Annotated in this window: 18 protein-coding genes and 1 riboswitch; of the genes, 11 read left to right on the top strand and 7 right to left on the bottom strand. The window is 70.2% G+C overall.

Annotated elements, in window-relative coordinates; all coding sequences use genetic code 11:
• The 3 genes from HV826_RS18105 to HV826_RS18095 form a co-directional block, all read right to left on the bottom strand.
• Positions 1–1,371: a phosphomannomutase/phosphoglucomutase gene (locus HV826_RS18105; protein ID WP_176418280.1), complete on the bottom strand. Its 1,371-nt coding sequence runs from the start codon at positions 1,369–1,371 to the stop codon at positions 1–3.
• Between the two features lie 139 nt (positions 1,372–1,510).
• Positions 1,511–3,571, bottom strand: coding sequence for a serine/threonine-protein kinase (locus HV826_RS18100; RefSeq protein ID WP_176418279.1), 2,061 nt, complete (start codon positions 3,569–3,571; stop codon positions 1,511–1,513).
• Between the two features lie 201 nt (positions 3,572–3,772).
• A complete protein-coding gene (locus HV826_RS18095) occupies positions 3,773–4,837 on the bottom strand; it encodes a mannose-1-phosphate guanylyltransferase (RefSeq protein ID WP_176418303.1) in 1,065 nt (354 codons plus the stop codon).
• A gap of 16 nt (positions 4,838–4,853) precedes the next feature.
• Between HV826_RS18095 and HV826_RS18090 the strand changes: the two genes are divergently transcribed.
• The 6 genes from HV826_RS18090 to HV826_RS18070 all read left to right on the top strand — a co-directional run bounded on the left by HV826_RS18090 (position 4,854) and on the right by HV826_RS18070 (position 14,609).
• A complete protein-coding gene (locus HV826_RS18090) occupies positions 4,854–7,730 on the top strand; it encodes a GDSL-type esterase/lipase family protein (protein ID WP_176418278.1) in 2,877 nt (958 codons plus the stop codon).
• A gap of 1 nt (position 7,731) precedes the next feature.
• Positions 7,732–9,147, top strand: a complete 1,416-nt coding sequence (locus HV826_RS18085) for an MBOAT family protein (RefSeq protein ID WP_176418277.1) — start codon at positions 7,732–7,734, stop codon at positions 9,145–9,147.
• Positions 9,148–9,405: 258 nt separating this feature from the next.
• Positions 9,406–10,806 (top strand): DUF2254 domain-containing protein, encoded by a 1,401-nt coding sequence (locus HV826_RS18080; RefSeq protein WP_176418276.1) that lies wholly within the window; start codon positions 9,406–9,408, stop codon positions 10,804–10,806.
• Positions 10,807–11,081: 275 nt separating this feature from the next.
• Positions 11,082–11,927, top strand: coding sequence for a SulP family inorganic anion transporter (locus HV826_RS37280; protein ID WP_255217276.1), 846 nt, complete (start codon positions 11,082–11,084; stop codon positions 11,925–11,927).
• Positions 11,840–12,841 (top strand): SulP family inorganic anion transporter, encoded by a 1,002-nt coding sequence (locus tag HV826_RS37275; RefSeq protein ID WP_255217279.1) that lies wholly within the window; start codon positions 11,840–11,842, stop codon positions 12,839–12,841. The genes HV826_RS37280 and HV826_RS37275 overlap by 88 nt, the downstream gene beginning before the upstream one ends.
• A 103-nt stretch (positions 12,842–12,944) precedes the next feature.
• On the top strand, positions 12,945–14,609 hold the full coding sequence (locus tag HV826_RS18070; protein WP_176418275.1) for an arylsulfatase: 1,665 nt from the start codon (positions 12,945–12,947) through the stop codon (positions 14,607–14,609).
• Between the two features lie 64 nt (positions 14,610–14,673).
• Here the strand turns inward: HV826_RS18070 and HV826_RS18065 are convergent, their stop codons facing one another.
• The gene (locus HV826_RS18065) at positions 14,674–15,957 is read right to left on the bottom strand and encodes a threonine/serine exporter ThrE family protein (protein WP_176418274.1); all 1,284 of its coding nucleotides are present in this window, start codon (positions 15,955–15,957) and stop codon (positions 14,674–14,676) included.
• Positions 15,917–16,936 (bottom strand): HAD family phosphatase, encoded by a 1,020-nt coding sequence (locus HV826_RS18060; RefSeq protein WP_176418273.1) that lies wholly within the window; start codon positions 16,934–16,936, stop codon positions 15,917–15,919. Before HV826_RS18060 ends, HV826_RS18065 begins: the two co-directional genes overlap by 41 nt.
• Positions 16,937–17,319: 383 nt before the next feature.
• Here HV826_RS18060 and HV826_RS18055 point away from each other — a divergent pair, with 383 nt between their 5' ends.
• The 3 genes from HV826_RS18055 (at position 17,320) to HV826_RS18045 (ending at position 19,793) form a co-directional block, all read left to right on the top strand.
• Positions 17,320–17,754 (top strand): YciI family protein, encoded by a 435-nt coding sequence (locus tag HV826_RS18055; protein WP_176418272.1) that lies wholly within the window; start codon positions 17,320–17,322, stop codon positions 17,752–17,754.
• Positions 17,755–17,847: 93 nt separating this feature from the next.
• A complete protein-coding gene (locus tag HV826_RS18050; protein WP_255217275.1) occupies positions 17,848–19,224 on the top strand; it encodes a hypothetical protein in 1,377 nt (458 codons plus the stop codon).
• 11 nt (positions 19,225–19,235) lie between these two features.
• Complete coding sequence (locus HV826_RS18045) at positions 19,236–19,793, top strand: hypothetical protein (protein WP_176418271.1); 558 nt, start codon at positions 19,236–19,238, stop codon at positions 19,791–19,793.
• Between the two features lie 9 nt (positions 19,794–19,802).
• On the opposite strand, the gene HV826_RS18040 is transcribed toward HV826_RS18045, so the two are convergent.
• The gene (locus tag HV826_RS18040) at positions 19,803–20,396 is read right to left on the bottom strand and encodes a CoA pyrophosphatase (RefSeq protein WP_176418270.1); all 594 of its coding nucleotides are present in this window, start codon (positions 20,394–20,396) and stop codon (positions 19,803–19,805) included.
• 18 nt (positions 20,397–20,414) lie between these two features.
• Positions 20,415–21,308, bottom strand: a complete 894-nt coding sequence (locus HV826_RS18035; protein ID WP_176418269.1) for an undecaprenyl-diphosphate phosphatase — start codon at positions 21,306–21,308, stop codon at positions 20,415–20,417.
• 114 nt (positions 21,309–21,422) lie between these two features.
• Here HV826_RS18035 and HV826_RS18030 point away from each other — a divergent pair, with 114 nt between their 5' ends.
• A complete protein-coding gene (locus HV826_RS18030; protein ID WP_176418268.1) occupies positions 21,423–21,905 on the top strand; it encodes a YchJ family protein in 483 nt (160 codons plus the stop codon).
• 86 nt (positions 21,906–21,991) lie between these two features.
• A riboswitch (S-adenosyl-L-homocysteine riboswitch) is annotated at positions 21,992–22,065 on the top strand.
• A gap of 91 nt (positions 22,066–22,156) precedes the next feature.
• Positions 22,157–23,587, top strand: a complete 1,431-nt coding sequence (gene ahcY / locus HV826_RS18025; RefSeq protein WP_176418267.1) for an adenosylhomocysteinase — start codon at positions 22,157–22,159, stop codon at positions 23,585–23,587.
• Positions 23,588–23,704: the final 117 nt, after the last annotated feature.

Genomic DNA, 23,704 nt, shown 5'->3' with positions numbered 1-23,704 from the left:
TCAGCCCCCGACCTCGACCTTGACCTTCTCCACGGTGCCCTCGATGAGGGCCTGGATTTCCTTGAGGCGCTCGGGCGTGTTGGCCTCGAAGCGCAGCACCAGGATGGGCTGCGTGTTGGAGGCGCGGATGAGTCCCCAGCCGTCGGGGAACGTCACGCGCACGCCGTCCACGTCGATGATGTCGTGGCCCGCGGCGCGCAGCGTCTCCGTGGCGCGCTTCACCATCTCGAACTTCTTCTCCTCCTTCGTGTCGAAGCGCAGCTCCGGGCTGGCGTACGTCTTCGGCACGTCGGACAGGAGCTCCGACAGGGTCGCCTTCTCGTGCGTGAGAATCTCCAGCAGGCGCGCGGTGGAGTAGATGGCGTCGTCGAAGCCGAAGTAGCGGTTCTTGAAGAAGATGTGGCCGCTCATCTCCCCGGCAAGCTCCGCCTGCGTCTCCTTCATCTTCGACTTGATGAGCGAGTGCCCGGCCTTCCACATGACGGGCTTGCCGCCGCGCTTCGCGATGTCGTCGTACAGCGTGTAGCTGCACTTCACCTCGCCGACGATGGCCGCGCCCGGGCTCTCCTTCAGCACGTAGCGGCTGAAGAGCACCATGATCTGGTCGCCCCAGAGGATGTTGCCCTGGTCGTCGATGACGCCGATGCGGTCGCTGTCGCCGTCGTAGGCGATGCCCACCTCGGCCTTCTCGCGCTTCACCGCCGCGATGAGGTCCTCCAGGTTCTCCACCACCGTCGGGTCCGGGTGGTGGTTGGGGAACGTCGCGTCCATCTCACAGAACAGGGGCACCACGTCGAAGCCCATGCTCTCGAACAGCGGCACCGCGATGGCGCCGCCCGTGCCGTTGCCGGCGTCGATGACGATGCGCATCCCCTTGCGGCCCACCTTCACCGTCTGGCGGACGAAGTGGTTGTACGGGGTGATGATGTCGTACGGCGTCACCGTGCCCGGCTTGGGCGACACCTCGAAGTCCCGCGCCTCGATGAGCTTGCGCAGGGCTTGAATCTCGTGGCTGTGGAAGGTCGTCTTCCCCGCGCCAATCTTGAAGCCGTTGTACTCGGGCGGGTTGTGGCTGCCGGTAATCATCGCCAGGCCGTCCACCGGCAGGGTGTTGGCGGCGAAGTACGTCAGCGGCGTGGGGACCACGCCCACGTCGAACACGTTGAGGCCCGTGGAGGTGAGGCCCGCGCAGAGCGAATCCCGGAAGCGGGTGGAGGACTCGCGGCAGTCGCGGCCCACCGCGATGGAGCGCCCGCCCTGGCGACGGATGATGGTGCCCAGGCCCTTGCCCAGCAGCTCCACCACCTCGGTGGTGAGGTCCTTATCGACCAGGCCTCGGATATCGTATTCGCGGAAGATGTGCGCGTTCATGAAGGTGTCCCCGCCCCCGTGACGACGGAGGGCATGGCAGAGGGCGGCGGACTCTACACGAGCGCGGGCCAGGGGGGCACCCGGCCAGAGGGCGCCCCGGGCCCGTTGGAGGGCCAAGGGGCCGGCAAGGGCTCCCGCGCTACGGAAGCGGGGCCCGAGGAGCCGGGCCCTCCTCGTGAAGCACGGGGGGCATGGAGGGCGTCAGCCCCTGGGCCCGCTGGCGAAGCTCCTGGTAGTGCCGCAGCCACGCCACGTTGAGCGGGTCCAACGCCAGCGCGTTCGCATACCGGGAGAGCGCGGCGCGCAGGGCCCGCTGCGCCTCCAGCGCGTGCCCCTGGGTGAAGAGCACCCGGGCCCGGGCCTCCGAGCCTGGCCGGGCCGACAGGAAGGCGTGGCGCAGGGGCTCCACCTCCTCGTCCGGCAGCCCTGCTTCCACGCAGCGGGCCAGCCCGGGCAGGTTGCCCCGGACGGCGTCGAAGCCGGCGCGGCTCAGCGGCTCGCCCAGGGTGCGCCGGGCGGACTCCACCCGGCCCCGCAGGGCCTCCAGCGCGCGGCGCTGCCCGGACGGCAGCGGACGGGCGCGGAAGCCGTCCAGCCGGCGCAGGGCGGCGCTGGCCCGGCGGCGAAGCTCCTCGAAGTCGGCGTCGGGCCGCGCGCCCAGCAGGGCATACGGGTCCTTCGCGGCCTCCGCGGCCCGGGCGAGCAGCCGCGCCAGCTCTCCATCCGGACGCGGCTGTGGCCGGCGGCCCTCCTCCAGCATCCACGCCACCCACTGGCGCAGCGCCGGCGAGGGCTCGTCGAAGTGGAGGAACGCGCCCGCGGCCACGCCCCAGGTCCGGGCCTCGTCCCCCGTGACATGGCGGACGACGTCGCCCTCGCACGTCGTGGTGCGCCCCGCGAAGGACAGCTCCACGCCCAGGCGCGCGGCCAGCGGCGGCAGCGCGCCGTCCCACGCGGCGAAGAAGCCATCCACCGACATGTCGCTGGCCACCACCCGCGTCCAGCCCTCCGCCAGCTTCACGCGGACCTCCAATCCCGCCGGCGCGGCGACGCGCGGGGCGGGCGCCTCCAGCACCGGCTCCGCATGGGCCGCCGCCCGCAGCGCCAGGTGCAGCGGCGTGGCGCCGTCCTCCGGAATCGCCTGGCCGAAGATGGTGACGTTGCCTTCCGGCACGCGCATCTCCGGCAGCAGCAGGATGGGCGCCTGGGACGCGGCGTCCTCGTCCACGTCGAACGCGAGGTCGATGTCCACCAGCAACTCCACGTCATCGACCAGCGCCGCCTCGCGCTCCGCCGCGAGGGCACGCGGGTCCATGCAACACGCCAGCGCCTCGCGGAACGCGCGGGCATCCGGGAAGCGCTCGGCCGGCCGCGGCGCCAGGGCCCGCAGCAGCACCGAGGACAGCGCGGGCGGCACGCACGGATTGAGGACATGCGGCTCCGGCGGCGCCAGCTCCCCCGCGCGACCGATGCCGAAGGGCAGCCGCCCGGTGAGCAGCAGGTAGCCCACCACGCCCAGCGCATACACGTCCGCGCGGCCATCCACGGCCTCACCGGACCACTGCTCGGGCGCGATGAAGGCCGGCGAGCCCACCACCATGCCGCGCGCCCGCTCCTCCGGAGACAGGCTCGAGCTGAGGATGGCGCTGGCGCCGAAGTCGAGCACCTTCACCCGGCGCTCCCCCCGCGCGTCCCGCGTGAGGACGAGGTTGTCCGCGGACAAATCCCAGTGCATGAGCCCCCGCGCGTGCGCGGCCTCCACGGCCTCCAGCGTCTGCCCCAGCAGCTCCACCGCCTCCACGGGCGCCAGCGGCATGGGGAGACGGGAGAAGGACTCACCGTCGGCGTACTCCATCAGCAGGCACGGCAGGCCGCCCGGCCCCGGGCGCGCGTCCAGCACGCGGGCCACGTGCGGGTGGACCAGCTCGCGCAGCGCCCGCGCCTCCGCGTAGAAGCGGCGCTGCATGGCCGGCCGCGCCGCCAGGTGCGGGTGCAGCACCTTCACCGCGAAGCGGTGCCCCGTGGGGAGATACTCCGCCAGGTACACCGTGCCCAGCGCCCCCGCTCCCAACCAGCGCCGGAAGACGAGCGGACCGTGCCGCTGTCCCTCCAGGCAGCTCGCCGACACCGCGACGCCGTCATGCACCGCCAGGCAAGACGCCTCGGTCGGATGGTCCACGTCACACCGCATGCAGGCCATACCCCACCACCCTCTGCCGCCCCGGAGCGGGGCAGGCGGTGGGGGGCCTTGCAACCGGCGTGCAGAGGACCCTTGTCCACTCACCGACAGAGCAAGCCCCCAAGAGCGCAAGGTCACCGGTGAATCAGGGGCTCGCCGCCGGTACTTCTTCCAGGGTGGGAACCGGGCGTTTCTCCAGCGCACCTTGCCCCACCTGGACGCCTACAGGTACTTCGTCAGCTTGCGAGCCTTGAGCGCCTCCACCACCTTGCGCACCTCCTGGCTCTTGTCCTTCGGAACCACGAGCACCGCGTCGCCGGAGTCGACCACCACCATGTCGGAGAGGCCCACCACGGACAGCGGACGCTTGTCGGCCAGCACCACGCAGTTGTGGCAGTCCACCACCACGGCCAGGTTGCCGGACACCACGTTGCCGTGGGCGTCGGCGGGGCGCACCTCGGGAATCGCCGCGAACGAGCCGACATCCGACCAGCCGAAGTCACCCGGCAGCACCGCGATGTTGGAGGCCTTCTCCATGACGCCGTAGTCGATGGAGAGGGAGGGCAGCTTGGGGAACACCTTCTTCAGCACCGCGCCGAAGGTCCGCTTGCCCGCGGCCTTGCGCAGGGCGTCCAGGCCCTTCTGCATCTCCGGCATGTGCTTCGCGAAGGCCTCCAGGATGACGTCCACGCGGAAGACGAAGATGCCGCCGTTCCACAGGTAGTCACCGGAGGAAACGTAGCCGCGCGCCGTCTCCAGGTCGGGCTTCTCCTTGAAGGCCCGCACCTTGCGGCCTCCGCCCTCCAGCGCCGCGCCGACCTGGATGTAGCCGTAGCCCGTCTCCGGGCGCGAGGGCTTGATGCCCAGCGTGACGATGTGCCCCGCCTCCGCCAGCTCCGCCGCGTCCGCGAGCGTGCGCTTGAAGCCGGGCACGTCCGCCACGTGGTGGTCGGAGGGCAGCACCACCATGACGCCCTTGGGGTCGCGCGCGGCCACCTGCACCGCCGCCAGGGCGATGGCGGGCGCGGTGTTGCGCGCCACCGGCTCCACCAGCAGGTTCGCCTTGGGCAGCCCCTTCACCAGCTTCGCCGCGGCCTTCGCGTGCAGGGGACCACAGACGATGAAGGTGTCCTTCACCGAGGCGAGCCCCTTGAGGCGCGCGGACGTGTCGGTGATGAGCGGCAGCTTGGAAGCCAGCGGCAGGAACTGCTTGGGCCGCGCCTGACGGGACAGCGGCCAGAAGCGGGTGCCGGAGCCACCGGCCATGATGACGGGGTAGAGGGCCATTGTTGCGGGTGTTGCCATGGCGGCGCACCATACCGTTTCGGCCTCGCCGGGAAAGAGGGACTCGCCTGCCCGCCCTCCAGACGGCGAGGCCACGAAGGGTGGTGAGAGTTTTGACCCGCCACCCAAAAGCCAGTCTCATGCCGCGCTGTTGGACTTCCTCAAGGCCAGATCCACCGGGCTGACGCTCATCCTCACCGTCGCGTTGGCGCTGGGGCTGTCGCTTGCGCCGGTCCCAGACGCCCTCCGGCCCCTCCCGAGTCTCCAGCGGGGACCCCTGCCCGAGAAGCTGGTGGCGCTCGTCCTGCCGACCTCGCTGTCGGGCGGGCGCGCCGCGCGTCCGCCCGGAGAGGTGATGACGGCGGGGGCGGGCGCGGCCAAACGCCCGCCGGAAGAGACGGAGGAGGTGGAGGACGAGGTCGACGCCGGCGCCCTGGTGGCGGAGCCGCTGCCCGCGGTGCCCACGGCGCCGGGCATCGGCCTGGAGGAGCTGAGCGCCCCCACCCTGGCGCGCGCGAAGGACCTGGAGGCCCTGCGCGAGCGCATGGGCTCCCAGCACGTGGACATCGAGCTCAACTGCCGCAAGGCGGGGCCGGACGGGAGCTGCCTGGAGGACGGGCTGGCGCCCTACACCCGGGCCCTGGCCGAGCTGCGCGAGGACACCCGGCGCACGCCGGTGCGCGTGGTGCACCTGGGCGACTCGCTGGTGGCCTCCGACCACATCACCGACCTGGTGCGCGACCGGCTCCAGGAGCGCTTCGGCGCGGGCGGCAAGGGCTTCCTCTTCATCACCCGCCCCGCCAGCGCGGGCCGCTGGACGCGCTCGGGCCGGGGCTCGGACGGCTGGGAAATCGAGCGGCTGGTGGACTCCAAGTGGCCCCGCGACCGGGTGGGCTGGACGGGCGTGGCCTTCAGCACGGAGAAGGGCTCCCAGAGCACGCGTTATGACGTGAGGGGCTCGCGCGTGGCGGAGCTCTTCTTCCTGGCGCAGCCCGCCAGCGGCTCCGTGCAGTTCTCCGTGGACGGCAAGCCGCTGCAGCGCATCCACACGCGAGGCTTCTCCAAGAGCAAGTCGGAGGCGGCCTTCGCCCGCGTGACGCTGCCGCGGGGCGCGAAGTCGCTGACGCTCACCACGTCCGGCAAGGTGGAGCTGCACGGCATGACGCTGGAGTCGGGCACGCCGGGCGTCGTCTACGACACGGTGGGCCTGCTGGGCGGCATGGCGGAGGTGTACCTGCGCGCCCAGCCCGCCGCCTTCCGCGCGCAGCTGCGTCAGCGCAAGCCGTCCCTGGTGGTGATGATGGTGGGCGGCAACGAGGCCTTCTTCTACTCGCGCGGCCGCACCACGCTGGACGAGGTGCGCGCGCAGATAAAGGAGCTGATGTCCCGCGTGCGCGCCAACGTGCCCAACGCCGCGTGCCTGTTGATGGCGCCCATCGACGCGGGCGTGCGCACCATGAGCGGCGAGGTGGTGTCGCGCCGGGGCACCCGGGAGATTGGCGACATCTACCGCGAGGAGGCCCGCGCGGCCGGCTGCGCGTTCTGGGACGCCTACGCCGCCATGGGCGGCGAGGGCTCCGCGCTGCGCTGGCTCGAGGAAGGGCTGATGCTGGACGACCTCGTCCACCCACGCGCCCGGGGCTCCGACCTGCTGGGCCACCTCTTCGACCTGTCCCTCCAGCGCACGTTCGCGAAGAGCCGGGCGCCGCTGGTGGCCGCGGCGGACCCGACCGGCCTGCAGTACGCGGACACCGCGCTGGCGCGCACGTTCGACAAGCTGAAGCGCCGCGAGTCCGGCGAGGCCCTCCGCGTGGGCGTCGCGCAGTTGGGCGGCACGCACACCGCATCGCATGAATTCACGGACGCGGTGCGCGAGGTGCTGACGAAGCGCTTCGGCGACGCGGGCCGGGGCTTCATCGCCGCCGGCAAGGCGTCTGCGCGCCTGGAGCCCGCGGGCGTGACGCGCGCGCTGGAGGGGGACTGGACCCTGGAGGACGCCGCCAAGGACGCGCCCCCTGGAGGCCTGTGGGGCCTGACGGGCATCCGCGCCGTGGGCGGTCCGGGCGCGAAGCTGCGCATCCAGTTCTGCAAGGACTGCCCGGAGGCGAAGGAGACCTCGGGCCGGTTGGATTTGTACGCGCTGGACGCGCCGGACGTGCGCGCGCCGGACATCGCGGTGGACGGCGAGCTGCTGCCGCCGGACGCGCCCTTGCCGGAGCCGCTGACCCAGCCCACCGTGCGCGTCCGCTCCTTCCCCGTGACGGGGGCCTCGCACACCGTGGAGGTGACGGCGCCGAAGGACGGCCACGTCACGGTGCTGGGGGCGTCCCTGGAGTACGACACGCCGGGCGTCGTGTACGACGCGCTGGGGCTCCCCGGCGCCACGGCGTCGACCCTGGGGGCCATGGACGCGGCGGCGGTGGACTCGCAGTTGGCGTCGCGGCGGCCGGACCTGCTCGTGTTCTGGTACGGCACCGACGAGGCGAACCAGCCGGGCCTGGATGCCTCGGCGCTGCGCCGGGACTACACCGCGCTGCTGACGCGGCTGCGCAAGGCCACCCACGCGGAGTGCCTGGTGATGGGCCCCACGGACCGGCTGGCGCGGGGCGCCAACGGCCGGTGGAGCGAGGCGCCCTCGCTGGCGTCGGTGCTGAACACGCTGCCGCAGGTGGCGAAGGACGCGGGGTGCGCGTACTGGTCGCCGCGCGCGGCCATGGGCGGAGAGCGCGCCATGCTGCGGTGGCAGCGCGCGCAGCCCGCGCTGGGCCACGCGGATGGCGTCCAACTGACTCCGGAAGGCTACGCGCGACTGGCGGGGGCCTTCTCCCGGGAGCTGCTCACGGCGTACGAGGTCCACAAGAAGTCGGGCCCCACCTCGCGCGTGGAGGACAACTGACGTGCTGTCGCACAGCGTCCAGTACCTCGTCTTCGTCATCGCGGTGTTCGCCCTGTACTGGGCGGTGCACCGACACTACTGGCCGCGCATTGGCGTGCTGCTGGTGGGCAGCCTCTTCTTCTACGCGGCCTTCACGCCCTTCCCCATCCTCATCTTCCTGGTGGGCGTCACGGTGGACCACCTGTGCGTGAAGGGCATGGCCCGCGCGCAGTCACAGGGGGTCCGCAAGGCGCTCGTCACGGTGTCGGTCGTCTCCAACCTGGGCCTGCTCGCGGGCTTCAAGTACCTGGAGATGCTGCGACAGACGTTGCTGTCGCTGCTGGCGCCGTGGGGGATTGAGGTCCGCGCCGAGCCCTTCAACCTGCTGATGCCGGTGGGCCTGTCCTTCTTCGTCTTCCAGGCCATCAGCTACACGGTGGACGTGTACCGGCGGAAGGCGAGCGCGGAGCACTCGTTCCTGGAGCACCTGCTGTACCTGCTCTTCTTCCCGCGCGTGGTGAGCGGCCCCATCGTCCGGGCGTCGGAGCTGATGGCGCACTTCCGCCAGACGCCGGGCCTCACGCCCGAGGCCGGTGCCCACGCCCTGTTCCGCATCGCGGTGGGCCTGGTGAAGAAGCTGGTCATCGCGGACGTGCTGGGCGCGGGGTTGGTGGACCCCGTCTTCGCCGCGCCGGAGAAGTACGCCTCCGCGGAGTGCATCGTCGCGGCGGTGGCCTACACCTTCGAGCTCTACTACGACTTCTCGGGGTACTCGGACATCGCGATTGGCGTGGCGGCGCTGTTCGGCTTCACGTTCCCGGAGAACTTCAACCGGCCGTACCTGGCGAAGAACATCGGCGAGTTCTGGAACCGGTGGCACCTGAGCCTGTCCACCTGGCTGCGGGACTACCTGTACCGGCCGCTGGGCGGCAACCGCGTGTCGAAGCCGCGGGTGCTGTTCAACCTGATGACGGTGATGGTGCTGGGCGGCCTGTGGCACGGCGCGGACTGGCGCTTCGCCGTCTGGGGCGCGGTGCACGGCGTGGCGCTGTGCGTGTCGCGCTGCTGGGAGTGGTCGGTGGGCAAGCCCGAGTCCCCGGGCGTCCCCCGCGTGGCGCTGGGCATGCTGACGACGTTCACCATCGTCGTGCTGACGCGCGTGGTGTTCCGGGCCGCGGACATGACGCACGCGGGTGAGTTCTACGAGCGGATGATGGCGGGCGTGCCCGGCATCGCCAACGTGAGCCCGCTGGTGTGGGCCATGCTGGCCGCGGCCGTGTTCTTCCATGCCGTACCGATGAAGCTCTACACGGTGTCGTCGGACCTCTTCGTCCGCATGCCCGTGCCGGTGCGCGCCGCGGCGCTGGTGGTGCTCGGCCTGGGCATCCGCCACCTGTCCTCCGTGGAGACGCGCCCGTACGTGTACCTGCAGTTCTAGGCGGGGATGCGGGCCGCCGGGCCCTTGCCGCCGGGGCTGGCGCCACACGCGGCGCGGGAACACCCGAGGAGGGGCGCTCCGCCCGCGGGTCCCCGCCCCGTTCATGCGTCTTGCCGCCAGGCTTGCGCGTTCCCAGTCTCTGGTGGGTGGGCTCGTCGCTGGGAGCCAGGAAGGGCCCCCAGGGGCACGCCTGGTCGCCGGGGCCGGTCGGCTTGAGCGCGCTGGCGCAGGGCCAGTGCCGTCACGGAGGGACTGCGCATGGCGGGCATCCGGGCACTGTCCCGCACGGTCATGGGACGTGGTGCCCCCAGGCACGGTCCACCCCGAAATACCCAGCCACTCCGTTGGTGGCTGCGGCGCCGGTTGTGGCTCACGCCCGTGGTGGGGGCGGTGGTCGGGGCAGGCCTGGGCGTAGTGTTCGTAGACCCGCCCGCGTTCGTGGCAAGAGTCCTCCGCGGTGTCGCGTGGCAGGCCACCGCCCCGGAGGCGCGAGACATGCTCTCCACCGCGCTGGGGATCGCGTTGACGTCGCTGAGCATCGTCCTGTCCCTCTCCATGCTCGTCGTGCAGAACGCCGCCGGTCAGTTTTCGCCACGGCTGCTGCGCCATTTCCTGCACGGAGCGGGCATCCGCGTGGTGATTCCGGTGTTCGTCGCCACGAGCGTCTTCTGCCTCGTGGCCACGCACGAGTTCGGGCTTGTCTCGGACTCGGGGCGCGCGCCGCGTCCGGCGCTCAGTCTGGCCTTGTTGCTGCTCGTGGCGTGCGAGGGCGCGCTCATCTTCCAGGTGCTCCATACGCTTCAGACAATGCGCGTGGAGAACATCGTCCAGCGGGTGCGCGTGGACACGCTGCGTGTCGCGCACAGGATGGAGCGCCTGCGCGCGGGGGACATGAAGGCGCCAGCCGAGGTCCCAGCGCCCACGGGTGAGCTGTGGCCGCTTCGAGCACAGCAGAACGGCTTCGTCGTCTCCGTGAATGCGCGGGCCTTGCTGGAAGTGGCGACGACGAGGCGGCTCGTCGTCCATTTGGAGCGAGCCATCGGCGAGCCGGTGATTCAAGGCGGCGAAGTGGGTTGGTTCGCAGCGGATGACCGCCCATCCCCCGCTTCGCGTGAGGAGGCCGAGGCCCTCCTGCTCCGGGCCATCCGCACGGACCGCTGGCGGGACGAGGACGTGGACGTCGCGTTGGGCGTGCGCCAGTTGGTGGACGTGGCCGTCAAGGCACTGTCGCCGGGCATCAACGACCCCTACACCGCGGTGGAGGCGTTGGATCAGCTCACCTTCCTGATGTGCGAACTGAGCCGGCTGCGGCTGGGCCTCCGCGTGGTGCCAGACATGTCCGGGCGCCCGCGCGTCTTCCTTCGTGCTCCGTCGCTGCGCGACTACCTGGACCTGGTCACGGACCAGACGCTCCGCTACGGCGCCGCCGAACCCGCTGTCGTGCTCCGGCTGCTGCGGCTGGTGGGCGCCGTGGGCCAGCACACGCGGAAGGAAGAGGCGCACCGGGCAGCGCGTGAGGTGCTGCACCGCATCCTGGCGGCCACGGAGCATCGTCAGAAGGACGCCTCGTGGCTTGCGGGCATCCGCCGTTACGCGGAGTCACTGGAGCGGGCGATGGAGGGGAGCCCCTTGCCTCCGCTGCCCGCGATTGGCTTTTGAGGCAGACGACGGCGCCCGGCGTGGCCGAAGGCGAAGCCGGAGGGACAGGAGCATTGGGCGATTCGCCCCAGTCGCAGCACGCCCGCCAACAGCAAGAGGAGCCCCGCAATCAGCGCATGGCGGCCCGCGAACGAAGCAGGGCTGGGGACGACGTCCCCCGCGCGCCATTCACCCCGGGCAGCCGGCCACTCCGGGCACCGCATGCGCGGGAGCCATGCGTTGCGAAGCGCGCCCGGCGTTCGCAGCGTGTCACGAGTCGACGGCACGAGAGGGAAATGGTGGTGAGCGACCTGGCGGCGCGGACGTGGCGGGCGGTACGGCGGGGCCCGCCGGGGCTGCGGCAGGCGCGCCGCTACCAGCGCCGTTGGCTTCGGACGGACCTGCTCTCCTCGCTCACCATTGGCGCGATGCTCATCCCCCAGGGGCTGGCGTATGCGCAGCTCGTGGGCGTGCGCCCCGCGGCGGGGCTCTACGCGGGCGTGGTGGGGATGCTGGCCTATGCGCTGTTCGGCCCCTCAAGGCACCTCATCATCGGCCCAGAGGCCGGCGCCGCCATCCTCACCGCCGCGGCGCTCGCGCCGATGGCGGCGGGGGAGGACACCGCCCGCTACGCCTCGCTGGCGGCGCTGCTGGCGTTGCTGGTCGGCGCGCTGAGTCTGCTCGGGGGGATGCTCAAGCTGGGCGCGCTCGCGGACTTCCTGTCCAAGCCCATCCTCATCGGCTACATCAACGGCGCGGCGCTCATCATCATCGGCAGCCAGCTCGCGCGGCTCTTCGGCCTGGAGCGCCAGTCCAACACGTTCTCCGGTCAGGTGTTCGAGGTCGCCGCCAACCTCCACCGGACCCACGTCCCCACGCTCCTGCTGGGGCTGGGCGTCATCACCGCGCTCGTGCTGCTACGGCGGCTGCTCCCCAAGGCGCCCGGTCCGCTCATCCTGGTGGCCCTCACCACGGCGGCGGGGCGCTGTTCCAGTTGGAGCACGGGGGCATCAAGGTCGTGGGCCCACTCTCCGCGGAGCCCCCCACGCCAGGCCTGCCATCCCTGCGCTTCGAGGACGTGCGGGCGCTGCTCCCCGCCGCCTTCAGCCTGGCGCTCGTCAACTACGCCGGCTCCGTGCTGACGGGCCGTCTCTACGCGGACAGGTTCCGATACAAGCTGGACAGCAACCAGGAGTTCCTCGGACAGGCGGCCGCCAACCTCGCCAACGCGTTCAGCCAGGGGTTCCCCGTGACGGGGAGCGACTCGCGCACGGCCGTCAACGTCACCATGGGGGGGCGGACCCAGCTGGTGGGGGTGCTCGCCGCCGGGGTGGTGCTGGTGTTCGCCCTGTTCCTCACGCCCCTGCTGCGCGACCTGCCCATGGTGACGCTGGGCGCCATCGTCTTCGTGGCCGCGGTGTACCTGCTGCAGGTGCGCGCCATCGTCGACCTGTGGCGCGTGCGGCACGTGGAGGCGGTGCTCGCGTGTGTGACCATGTTGGGGGTGCTGGTGCTGGGCATCCTCCAAGGCATCCTCGTCGCGGTGGCGCTGGCGCTGGCGGACCTCATCCGCCGCGCCGCCAGGCCCCACGACGCGGTGCTGGGCGAGCGCGAGGGCGTGCCCGGCTACCATGACATCGAGCGGTCCGAGAACTCCGAGACGGTGCCCGGGCTCGTCATCTACCGCTTCGACGCGCCGCTGTTCTTCGCCAACGCACGCCACCTGCGGGAGCAGGCCCGGGCCCTGGTCGCCAGCGCGGAGACGCCCGTGCGGTGGTTCGTCATTGATACCTCCGCCGTGTTCGACATGGACGTCACCGCGGCGGAGGGGCTGGAGAAGCTGCGCCGCGAATTCGAGGAGGCGGACGTGGTGCTGGGCATCGCCGAGGCCCGGGCGCCGCTGCGCGCGCTGCTGCGGCGCACCGGCCTGCTGGAGCGGCTGGGCCCGGAGAACATGCACCCCACCGTGGGCGTGGCGGTGCGCCGCTTCCTCATGGACGCCAGCGCCAGGCCCCCCCTCGCCGGAGAACCTCCTGCGCCCCCTCACCTGCATTGAGCGGGGGCTCGAGCGCCCTCGCGAGGGGACCGGCTGGCGCCCCGCCCTCCAGGACCATGCGCCCGTGGCCCCACGTGCGCACCTCCTGTCCAGGAGGCAACACATGGCAAGCAAAGCGAAAACCACGGGCAATGGAAACGGCAACGGCAAGCAGAAGCAGCGCAAGCCCAACATCCTGGTCATCTGGGGAGATGACATCGGCGTCTGGAACGTCAGCGCCTACAACCAGGGGATGATGGGGTACCGCACGCCCAACCTCGACCGCATCGCGAAGGAAGGCGCGATGATGACGGACTGCTATGGCCAGCAGAGCTGCACCGCGGGTCGGGCGGCCTTCATCACCGGCATGAACCCGCTCCGCACGGGGCTCACCACCATCGGCATGCCCGGGGCGAAGTATGGGCTCCAGGACTCCGACCCCACCATCGCGGAGCTGCTCAAGCCGCTGGGCTACACCTGCGGCCACTTCGGCAAGAACCACGTGGGCGACTCCAACCCCTACCTGCCCACGGTGCATGGCTTCGACGAGTTCTTCGGCAACCTCTACCACCTCAACGCGGAGAACGAGCCGGAGTGCCCGGACTACCCCAAGGACCCGGCCTTCAAGGAGCGCTTCGGGCCGCGCGGCGTGCTCCACACCTGGGCCACGGACCGCGACGACCCCACCGAGGACAAGCGCTGGGGCGTGGTGGGCCGGCAGCGCATCGAGGACACCGGCGCGCTCACCCGCAAGCGCATGGAGACCGTGGACGAGGAGTTCCTGAAGGGGACGCTGGACTTCATGGAGCGCGCCGTGAAGGACGGCAAGCCGTTCTTCCTCTGGCACAACACCACGCGCACTCACGTCTGGACCTACCTCCAGGAGAAGTACCGGAACGCCACGGGCCACGGCCTCTACGCGGACGCCATGCGGGAGCTGGACGACATCGTCGGCGCGCTGCTGGCCAAGCTGGACGAGCTGGGCATCGCGGACAACACGCTGGTGGTCTTCTCCACCGACAACGGCGTGGAGAAGATGGGCTGGCCGGATGGCGGCAACAGCCCGTTCCGGGGCGAGAAGGGCTCCACCTGGGAGGGCGGCGTGCGCGTGCCCTGCCTGGTGCGCTGGCCGGGCGTGGTGGAGCCCGGGCGCGTCATCAACGACATCTTCGCGCACGAGGACTGGATGCCCACGCTGGTCGCCGCGGCGGGCGGACCCACGGACCTCGTGGAGCAGTGCCAGCGCGGCTACAAGGCGGGCGACAAGACCTTCAAGGTCTACCTGGATGGGTATGACCAGACCGGGCTGCTCGCGGGCAAGGAGGAGGGCCGCCGGCGCGAGTTCATCTACGTGCTCGACAGCGGGAACCTCGCGGCCGTCCGGTACGACGACTGGAAGCTCATCTTCAGCTACCAGGACGGCGAAGGCCCGGACATGTGGTTCAGCGGCAAGCGCTTCAACCCGGCCTGGCCCTACCTCATCAACCTGCGCTCGGACCCGTTCGAGTACGGCCCGAGGTCCGGCCTGTACCTGAAGTGGTACGGCGAGCGCATGTTCACCTTCGTGCCCGCGCAGGCGCTGGTCCAGAGGTTCGCGCAGAGCCTGCTCGACTTCCCCCCAAGCCAGGCCCCGGGCAGCCTGAGCATCGGCCCTATCAAGGAGCGCGTGAAGCGCCAGCTGGCGGAGGCGCACGAGCGCAAGGAGGAGACCAGCATCGCCGACCAGGTCATGGCGCTGGCCGAAGAGGTGGAGCATTTCGTCCGCCGCGCCCAGCAGTCGCACGCGTAGTTGCCCGCGGCGCCGGGCGGCTGAAGGAGCGCCGCCGCCCGTGCGCGTCCGGCGACCGCCGGCGCTACGCGCTCCCGGAAGCCGACGGCTCGGCGGCGTCGCGGTCCACGGTGACGCGCGGTGGCACCACCAAGGTCGCGAACACCAGCCCCAGCACCAGTTGGAGCGCCACCAGCAGCACGTTGAACGGCCGGGCATCCTCCGTACCCGGGCGCCCCATGCCAAGCAACGCGATGACGGCCTGCGTGCCCATGAAGCCCGGCGCGAGCTGCAACAGGCCGGGCATGATGACCGTCATGGGCATCCGCTGCCCGCCCCGGCCATAGAGTAGACCCGCCACGCCCAGCACGAACGCGGCCACCATCGGGCTCCCCTGCTCCCCCAGCACCACCTTCATCCCGGCCTGCGTCCCATAGGCGAGCAGCACCCCGCCGACAATCCCCACCAGGTCGCGCGGCCGGCCCGCCATGCAGACGGCCAGCGCCACGCCGCCGACGGCCAGCAGTAAGAAGGTGACCAGCGGGGGCAGGACGTGCGCGTCGCTGTGGACGGGGAGCGGCCAGACAAAACGCCACAACGTCGTGGCCGCCATGATGCCCACGCCAAGCATCAGGAAGCGCAGCAGGCCATAGACCAGGCGCGTCATGCCTGCCTCCACGGACTCCGTCGCCAGCTCCAACGAGCCGAGCGTCACCACCATCGCGGGCACCAGCAGCACCGCCCCGCCAAACAACGCCTGGACCACATCAAAGGGCGGCAGGACGAACCGGAGCCCGAACGCCACCAGCGTCCCCAGGAACGCCGCGAGGAAGCTCTTCTGCAGGTCCACCCGCTGCGAGCGCAACGTCCCGAAGTGGATGACGCCCGCGAGGCCTCCCACGAGGAGGGCCGCGAACATCTCCCACCACCCGCCCCCCACGCGCGCCGCGACGGCCGCGCCATACACGCCGTAGGCCAGGAGCACGAGCCACTTCGGGAAGGGCGAGCGCTGGGCCACGATGCGCTCCAAGCGCGCACGGGCCTCCGGGAGCGCCACGCCGCCCGCCGCGATGTCGTCCGTCAACTGGAGGAGCGCCGCCGCGCGGCCCAGATTCCAGTGCGGGTTGAAGGGCAGCCGCGTGAAGCCCGCGGGCGCCCGTCGCGGGGCCACCACCTGCGTCATGGCCAGGCTCTGGACCGTGAAGACCTCTGTCTTCAGCCCCCAGGCCGTCGCCACCCGGCGCACGCGCGCCTCCACCAGGAGCGAGGGTTGATAGGCCAGATGCAGTGCCCTGGCCAGGTCCAGCAGGAAGCGGGACGCCGCCGCTTCATCCCCTCCCGTTCCCAGTCCGTGCGCCTCGCGTTCCATTGAAGATGCGCCTCCAATCCCGCTGCATGCTGACCACGGCCCAGCCGCCCTCGCGCGCGGCCTTCAGTGACGCCCCGTCCTTCTCCTCGTAGGCGAACTCGCGCGCCGCGTCGTCGTGGTGGATGAGCAAGGCGAAGCCCGGGCGCGGGCGCCTGCGCGTGTACTGGAGCATCTGGATGTCGCCGCCGGAGCGCACGTTGCCCGCCGCGAAGACCGGCCGCCGGCCGATGTGCTCGTCGATGCCCACCGGCTTGCCCGCCTTGTCATTCACGTGGGCCACGCGCGCCTCACGGCGCAGCACCGAGGGAGCGTGCCCGCCGTCGAACGTCTTCTTCAGGTGGCTGCCGATGACCTGCTGGGGCGGGATGCCGTAGGTGTCCTCGGAGATGACGCGGATGAAGTCAATGCCTCCCCCCGAGGAGATCCACGTCTGGAAGCCGTTCGTGCGCAGGAACCGGAGCAACTCCAGCATGGGGGCGTAGGCGAGCTGGTTGTACGGAACGCTCCACCTGGGGTGGCGGGCATGCTGGAAGAAGGTGCGGACCTCGCGGATGAACACCTCTTCCGTCATGCCGGCGTGGGTCTCCCCCAGCAACTTCATCAACTTGGACTTGTCCATGCTGGAGAGTCCGGAGAGGTCGCCCTCCAGCACGGCCTTGAACGGCTGTCGCTTCGCGAGCGACGGGGCCTGCTTCACGCGGGCACGGAGCGGCTTCAGCATGAAGGCGCCCTGCACGAGCGGCTGCTCCGGCCAGAGCGTGCCGTCATTGTCGAAGGTGGCGATGCGCGCCTCGGGCGGGATGAAGCCGGCGTCCCCCTCCGTGGTGGAGCGGGTGACGAAGTCGAGGATGGCCTGCTTCACGGGCCCCTCGTTCCACGACGGCAGCGCGTCCGCGGCCAGCGCCTGGAGCGGCATCGCCATCAAGCGCGAGAGCGCGCTGAACAGCCCGCCCCCTTCATTCCGTGCGCCCCGTACCATGTCCGCCTCCTGGCGCGCCCTCGCACCGGCGCTGGCTCTGGGGACGGTGAGGCTGGCATCGGCGCTTTACAACGCCGCACGGGAGGCGCGAGGAGAGGGCCTGCTGGGCCCGGCCGCCGGTTCAGGCAACCCGGAGAGCCCCTGGGTGGGCATTCACCGGGCACGCGCCCCGCTCGCGGAGTCCTCCCACTCCGCGGGGTGAGGCTACGGACCCGCCCCCGCGCACGGCGATGCGCCTGCCCTGATGCGCTGCGCAAGGTCCGCAACCGCGCAATCGGCGGGCGGGAATCGCGATTTTTCTGCCGCGTGTCGATCCTCGCCGGGTTTATTCGTCGCCATTTTGAACGAGGACGCAGCGCCTCCCGAACTGAAAGGAAGCACCGATGCGCGTCATGGTCATTGTGAAGGCGACGAAGAACTCCGAGGCCAGCGTGATGCCCGACGAGAAGCTGCTGACCGAGATGGGCAACTACAACGAGGAGTTGGTGAAGGCCGGCGTCATGCTGGCCGGTGACGGGCTGCACCCGAGCAGCAAGGGCAAGCGCATCCGGTTCGCGGATGGGAAGAAGAGCGTCATCGACGGTCCGTTCGCGGAGACGAAGGAGCTCATCGCCGGCTATTGGATGTGGCAGGTGAAGTCGATGGAAGAGGCCGTGGAGTGGGCGCGCCGCTGCCCGCCCCCCATGCCCGGTGAGGAGTCGGAGCTGGAGATTCGCCCCGTCTTCGAGGCCGAGGACTTCGGCGCCGAGTTCACCCCGGAGCTGCGCGCGCAGGAGGACAAGCTGCGCGCCGAGTTGGAGCAGAAGCAGAAGGCGTGAGGCGCGGCGGGATGAGGCCCGGTGCTTCCGGGCTTCCTCGCGTCGTCAGAGCCGGGTGTTAACTCCTGATGGGCGCTCCCATGAGTTCGGAGCATGCGTCAGGGGGACGGCATGACGTTGCGTGAAGCAGGTGCACTGCTCTTGAGTGTGCTTCTCGTGGGCTGCGCGACACCGCGAGTCGTGCGCCTGGACACTGGACAAGGCGAGCCTATCGTCTACCTCCCTCCGAAAAACGCGAAGCCCGTCGTGGTGGACGAAGCCGCGTTCCGGAAAGTGATGACCCGGCTCGTGCTCGACATGCGCTTCTCCCTTCGCGAGGAGGCGGAGCGTCCACGGGTCCGCCACGCCTCGTGGAACTCGGAGCCCCAAGGTGCCGGACGCGACTACGGCGCCTGGTGCTCCCGCCAGGACAGCCCTGGCGAGTGCCTCACGCTCCTGGAGGGTGGCTTCACCTTCCTGGACGCCAAGGCGCGCCGGCAGATGGCGCTCACCTTCGCCTGGGATGGCGTGTGGGAGGGCGTGCAGGACGCCGTGGAGGAGGTCGTCAACCCGCTCGCGCTCAAGGCCATGCTGACATCGGCGCTGGCCGCGTACATGCTCCTCGTCGTCGCGCCCGAGCCCGTGACGAAGCTCGTCGCCATCACCCTGACGACCTTCGTCCTCGCCTACCTCGGCGTGGACGCCTTCATGGGCCTCGTGGCTGGCTGGCAGCGACTGTCCGCGGACGCAGAACGCGCGGTGTCGTTCCAGGAATTGGAGGACGCGGGGCACCGCTTCGGCCAGGTCATGGGGGAGAACGGAGCGCGCGTGCTCATCCTCGCGCTGACGGCGGCGCTGAGTGGTGGAGCCGCGAGCATGGCCTCCAAGGGACCGACGCTGCCCGGCTTCGCCAGCGCGGCCCTGGCCGCCGAGACTCAGGCGGGCTTCCGGCTGTCCGCGGCGATGGCAGGGGGCGTGCGCTCCATCTCCGTGGCGGAGGGCGTCATGACTGTGGGCCTCGCGCCCAACGCGGTTGCCATGACCGCTCGCGGGCCCGGCGATGCAGACGCACCCTCATCTTCGGACGGCGTCCCCACGAAGCTCCTTGAGAATCAACAACCCCACCTATTGGACAAGGAGCAGAAAATCGCACGGTTGGTAGGCGTTCGCCCCGTCCGAGTCACAGACCCCGACTTTCTACGGTATGTGAACAACGGTTCCATCAAGTGGGTGGTGACTGCGGAGGGGGAGTTGCTGATTGTCCCGCACACATGGCGAGCAACCGAGATCTCGCACGCGGTCGCCAGCGGAGGACGCCCAGTGCTCGCAGCAGGCGAAGCTGAAATCGCCGCCCATGGCACGCTGCGCATGGGGGTGGCGATCAAGCCGCACAGTGGCCACTACCTCTTCGAAGCCCCTGCAGCCATAAGCGCCAGGGCGCTGGAAATCGGCAGACGGGCCTTCTCTCAAGCCGGTATCGTGTTCCCCTAGAGACCTGCCCAATGAACCCGACTCGTGACATTTTTGATGAGGCCCTGGAGTGGCCCCTCTCGAAAATGAATGCATGGCTCGACCAGCTCACCCTGGGTGGGGCCGTAGAGGGCAAGCCCTTCAACTGGGAGGTCTTCGCGTTCACCATCGCAATCAGAGCGCGCGAAGAAAGAAGCCCTGACTGGGCCCACGTTGCCCTTCGCATCTACGATGCCCTCGTGAAGCGGCCTCCTACAGGTGCCGATGCCCACACATTCTGGATATCGGCAATGAGCCTCCGCGCATGGATGATTGCCGAGCTTGGCGAACGCGAAGGTGACCCCGTCCTCGATTCGGAGCCCATCGTCGCGTGGATCCAGCGCCTCACGACGATGTCGCTGGAGGAAGCGTCACGATGGATGGCGCTGGCGCAGGAAGACTTCCGCGCCATCCCCATCGAGAAGCTCCTCGTCATGCGCAGGATCAAGCACGGGCTCAACACCCTGGCCCACGCCCTTCACAAGACGCAGGTGGAGCGGAAGCACCCTGAACTCGTCCCATGGCTCCAGTTCAGGACCCGCCTGCCCTGACGCGGCGCCCTACCTCAGCCCGCCAGGCGCCTGCGTTACATGGTTCAGGAAGTCGCGCAGGATCCGCGCCGTCGCCCCCCAGATGACGTGCGTCCCATACGTGTAGAAGTACAGGTCCCGCTCCGCCCCCAGGAGTTCCTTCCGCTCCACGCGGAGGATGGACGGGTCCAAGAGGCCCGACAGCGGCACCTCCAGAATGAAGGCCACCTCCTCGGGGCTCGGCCGGTACTTCCCGTCCCCGGGAATCACCCCCACGAAGGGTCGCACCCGGTACTGCGAAATCGTGGGCACCTCATCCAGCATGCCCAGCACCCGCACGCCGCGTCGGTCGATGCCCAGCTCCTCCTCCGTCTCCCGCAGCGCCGTGTGCAGGGGCGTGGCGTCCTCCGGGTCCCTGCCTCCCCCCGGGAAGCTGTACTGGTCCGCGTGCGTCCGCAGCGTCGCGGGCCTGCGCGTGAAGAGCACGTGCGGCACGCCGTCCCGCTCGAACACCGGCACCAGCACCGAGGCCTCCCGCAAGGTCCACCCCGGCAGGTGCACCTCACGCGCCGGCCGCGAGGACAGCCGTGACTCCAGTGTCTGGAACAGCGCGTCCACACTCACGGCCCACGTCCTCTCACGCTAGTCGGTGAGCTGCTTCTCCACCGGCGGCGTCCCCGGCTCACCCGGAACCTCCACGTTCTCCGCGCCCGACATCGGACGCAGCTTCCCCGTCTGGAGCAGCGCCAGCAGCAGCACGCCCAGCGCCACGCGGTACACCACGAACACCAGCGTCGTCCGCGTGCGCAGGAAGCGCAGCAGCCACGCGATGGCCGCCATGCCCGACACGAAGGCCACCAGCGTCCCCACCCACAGGGCCATGGCGGATGGCCGCGTCTGCGCCTCCAGCAGGTGCTTGAGCTCGAAGACGCCCGCCAGCGTGGTGGCCGGAATGGACAGCAGGAACGAGTAGCGCGCCGCGTCCTCGCGCTTGAGGCCCAGCGACAGGCCGCCCGTCAGCGTCGTGCCAGAGCGGGACGCGCCCGGAATCAGCGCCAGCGCCTGCCACATGCCAATGAGGATGCCATCCTTCCACCGCATGTCCGCCAGCGTCCGCTGGTGCGAGGCCCGCTTCTCCACGATGAAGAGGATGAGGGCGAGCACGATGAGGCTCCCCGAAATCACGTAGAGCGAGCGGAACTCGTTCTCGATGAACTTCTTCAGCGTCAGCCCGGCGATGCCCACGGGCAGCGTGCCCACCAGGACGAACCACGCCAGCCGCGCCTCCAGCGTGCCGAAGGGCTCGCGCCGCGCCAGCCCCCGGAAGAAGGCCGCCACCAGCGACACGATGTCCTTGCGGAAGTAGATGAGCACGGCCGCCACCGTGCCCAACTGGATGACCGCCGAGTACGCCGCGCCCGGGTCCCTCCAGCCGAACAGCTCCGGCGCGATGCGCAGGTGCGCCGTGGAGCTGATGGGGAGGAACTCCGTGAGACCCTGGACCAGACCCAGGACAATGGCTTCGAGGAGGCTCATAGGGTGCGGCTCCCGGATGTATGCCCGCTCTCCCCGCCCAGCAAGGGTGTTCCACCGCCTCTGTACGCACGAACACCCACGGCCCGCGCGGGACGGGTAGGCTCGGACCGCACCATGCCCCCTGCCCCCCTCTGTCCCTGCTCCTCCGGCCTGCGCTACCGCGAGTGCTGCGCGCCCTTCCACCGCGGCGAGGCCGAGCCGCCCGACGCCGAGCGCCTCATGCGCAGCCGCTACAGCGCCTTCGCCCTGCGCGAGGTGGACTGGCTATGGAAGACGCTGCACCCCAGCCACCCCGACCGCGCGCGCCCCCAGGACGAGGTCCTGCGCGAGCTGCGCGCCTTCGCCCAGGCGCACCAGTACCCGAAGCTGGTGGTGATGGACCGCCGGGCACCGGACGGGGACGGGCTGGCGCAGGTGCTCTTCTTCGCCAAGGTGTTCGAGAAGGGAAAGGACCGCTCCTTCGTGGAGCGCTCCGACTTCCGCCATGACGGCGCCGGCTGGCGCTACCTGTCCGGCACGGCGCTGGCGCCCAAGGCGCTCTCCGTCCCACCCGAGTCCCTCACGCTCGCCACGTTCCCTCGCCAGGTGGGCGTCTGAAAGTGGATGGAGCAGGCTGTCCGCCCGCCCTGGGAGGCGGCAGTCTCCCGTTGAAATGAAGGGGCCCTTTTCGTAGGTTCCCCGCTGACTTCGAGGAGCGCTGCGAGGCCGGAACCGGCCCCAGGCTCGAAGCGGAATCACCCAACGGCGCTCACCTGTCCGCGTCTCTTGCGAGGGTGAGTCGTCGCAGCATCCACACCGACCATTCCCGAGCCCGGGGCGCCGCGCCCGCTGGACCAGGAGCCATTGCCATGACCGCCGCAACCAAGTCCCAGAAGCAGGATTACGCCATCGCCGACCTGTCGCTCGCCGACTGGGGCCGCAAGGAAATCCGCATCGCCGAGAGCGAAATGCCCGCGCTCATGGCCATCCGCGAGGAATACGCCAAGACGCAGCCGCTCAAGGGCGCGCGCGTGACGGGCTCGCTGCACATGACCATCCAGACGGCCGTGCTGGTGGAGACGCTCCAGGCGCTGGGCGCCGAGGTCCGCTGGGCGTCGTGCAACATCTACTCCACGCAGGACCACGCCGCCGCCGCGCTGGTGAAGGTCGGCACGCCCGTGTTCGCGCACAAGGGCGAGTCCCTCAAGGAGTACTGGGACTTCACCCACCGCATCTTCGACTTCGGCCCCGCGGGCAGCGAGCACGAAGGTCCGAACATGATTCTGGACGACGGCGGTGACGCCACGCTGCTCATGCACCTGGGCAAGCGCGCGGAGAAGGACGCCAGCGTCCTGGCCAACCCCCAGAGCGAGGAAGAGCGCGAGCTGTACGCCGCCATCAAGGCGAAGCTGGCCGAGGACGGCACCTGGTACACGCGCAAGAGCGCGAAGATTCTGGGCGTCACCGAGGAGACGACCACGGGCGTGCACCGCCTCCAGGAGATGTCCGCCAAGGGCACGCTCCTGTTCCGCGCCATCAACGTCAACGACAGCGTGACGAAGAGCAAGTTCGACAACCTGTACGGCTGCCGTGAGTCGCTGGTGGACGGCATCAAGCGCGCCACGGACGTGATGGTCGCCGGAAAAATCGCCGTCGTCGCGGGCTACGGCGACGTGGGCAAGGGCTCCGCGCAGGCGCTGCGCGCGCTGTCCGCCCAGGTGTGGGTGACGGAGATCGACCCCATCTGCGCGCTCCAGGCGGCCATGGAAGGCTACCGCGTCGTCACCATGGACTACGCCGCGGACAAGGCGGACATCTTCGTGACGGCCACCGGCAACAAGGGCGTCATCACGCACGACCACATGGCGAAGATGAAGGACCAGGCCATCGTCTGCAACATCGGCCACTTCGACAACGAAATCGAGGTCGCCGCCCTGGAGAAGTACCAGTGGGAGGAGATCAAGCCGCAGGTCGACCACGTCATCTTCCCGGACAACAAGCGCATCATCCTGCTGGCCAAGGGCCGGCTGGTGAACCTGGGCTGCGGCACCGGCCACCCCAGCTACGTGATGTCCAGCTCGTTCGCGAACCAGACCATTGCGCAGATTGAGCTGTACTCGCAGAGCGCCAACTACGAGGTCGGCAAGGTGTACGTGCTGCCCAAGCACCTGGACGAGAAGGTCGCTCGCCTCCAGCTCAAGAAGCTCAACGCGCAGCTCACCGAGCTGAGCCAGGAGCAGGCCGACTACATCGGCGTGAAGACCTCCGGCCCGTACAAGCCGGACACCTACCGCTACTAAGCGGTCCGCTGTCGCCCTCGCCCGCCTGTCCCGGGGCGAGGGCCCGCCCTGCCGGAGCCTTGAAGCACCACGGGCCGCCTCCCTCCCTGGGAAGCGGCCCGTGTGCTTGCGGGCCCT

This window comes from Myxococcus sp. AM010 (assembly GCF_013372585.1).
Classification (GTDB): Bacteria; Myxococcota; Myxococcia; order Myxococcales; family Myxococcaceae; genus Myxococcus; species Myxococcus vastator.
The sequence above is the reverse complement of the archived record's forward strand: the minus strand, read 5'-3'. Positions and strand labels throughout refer to the sequence as shown.

Bases quoted from the DNA above. Each gene is read 5' to 3' on its own strand.
- HV826_RS18090 (WP_176418278.1), top strand. From the start codon at position 4,854: ATGGCGGCGCACCATACCGTTTCGGCCTCGCCGGGAAAGAGGGACTCG.
- HV826_RS18035 (WP_176418269.1), bottom strand. From the start codon at position 21,308: ATGAGCCTCCTCGAAGCCATTGTCCTGGGTCTGGTCCAGGGTCTCACG.
- HV826_RS18070 (WP_176418275.1), top strand. From the start codon at position 12,945: ATGGCAAGCAAAGCGAAAACCACGGGCAATGGAAACGGCAACGGCAAG.
- HV826_RS18060 (WP_176418273.1), bottom strand. From the start codon at position 16,936: ATGGTACGGGGCGCACGGAATGAAGGGGGCGGGCTGTTCAGCGCGCTC.
- HV826_RS18055 (WP_176418272.1), top strand. From the start codon at position 17,320: ATGCGCGTCATGGTCATTGTGAAGGCGACGAAGAACTCCGAGGCCAGC.
- HV826_RS18030 (WP_176418268.1), top strand. From the start codon at position 21,423: ATGCCCCCTGCCCCCCTCTGTCCCTGCTCCTCCGGCCTGCGCTACCGC.
- HV826_RS18065 (WP_176418274.1), bottom strand. From the start codon at position 15,957: ATGGAACGCGAGGCGCACGGACTGGGAACGGGAGGGGATGAAGCGGCG.
- HV826_RS18050 (WP_255217275.1), top strand. From the start codon at position 17,848: ATGCGTCAGGGGGACGGCATGACGTTGCGTGAAGCAGGTGCACTGCTC.
- HV826_RS18105 (WP_176418280.1), bottom strand. From the start codon at position 1,371: ATGAACGCGCACATCTTCCGCGAATACGATATCCGAGGCCTGGTCGAT.
- HV826_RS18095 (WP_176418303.1), bottom strand. From the start codon at position 4,837: ATGGCCCTCTACCCCGTCATCATGGCCGGTGGCTCCGGCACCCGCTTC.
- HV826_RS37280 (WP_255217276.1), top strand. From the start codon at position 11,082: ATGGTGGTGAGCGACCTGGCGGCGCGGACGTGGCGGGCGGTACGGCGG.
- HV826_RS18080 (WP_176418276.1), top strand. From the start codon at position 9,406: ATGGCGGGCATCCGGGCACTGTCCCGCACGGTCATGGGACGTGGTGCC.
- HV826_RS18100 (WP_176418279.1), bottom strand. From the start codon at position 3,571: ATGGCCTGCATGCGGTGTGACGTGGACCATCCGACCGAGGCGTCTTGC.
- HV826_RS18045 (WP_176418271.1), top strand. From the start codon at position 19,236: ATGAACCCGACTCGTGACATTTTTGATGAGGCCCTGGAGTGGCCCCTC.
- ahcY (WP_176418267.1), top strand. From the start codon at position 22,157: ATGACCGCCGCAACCAAGTCCCAGAAGCAGGATTACGCCATCGCCGAC.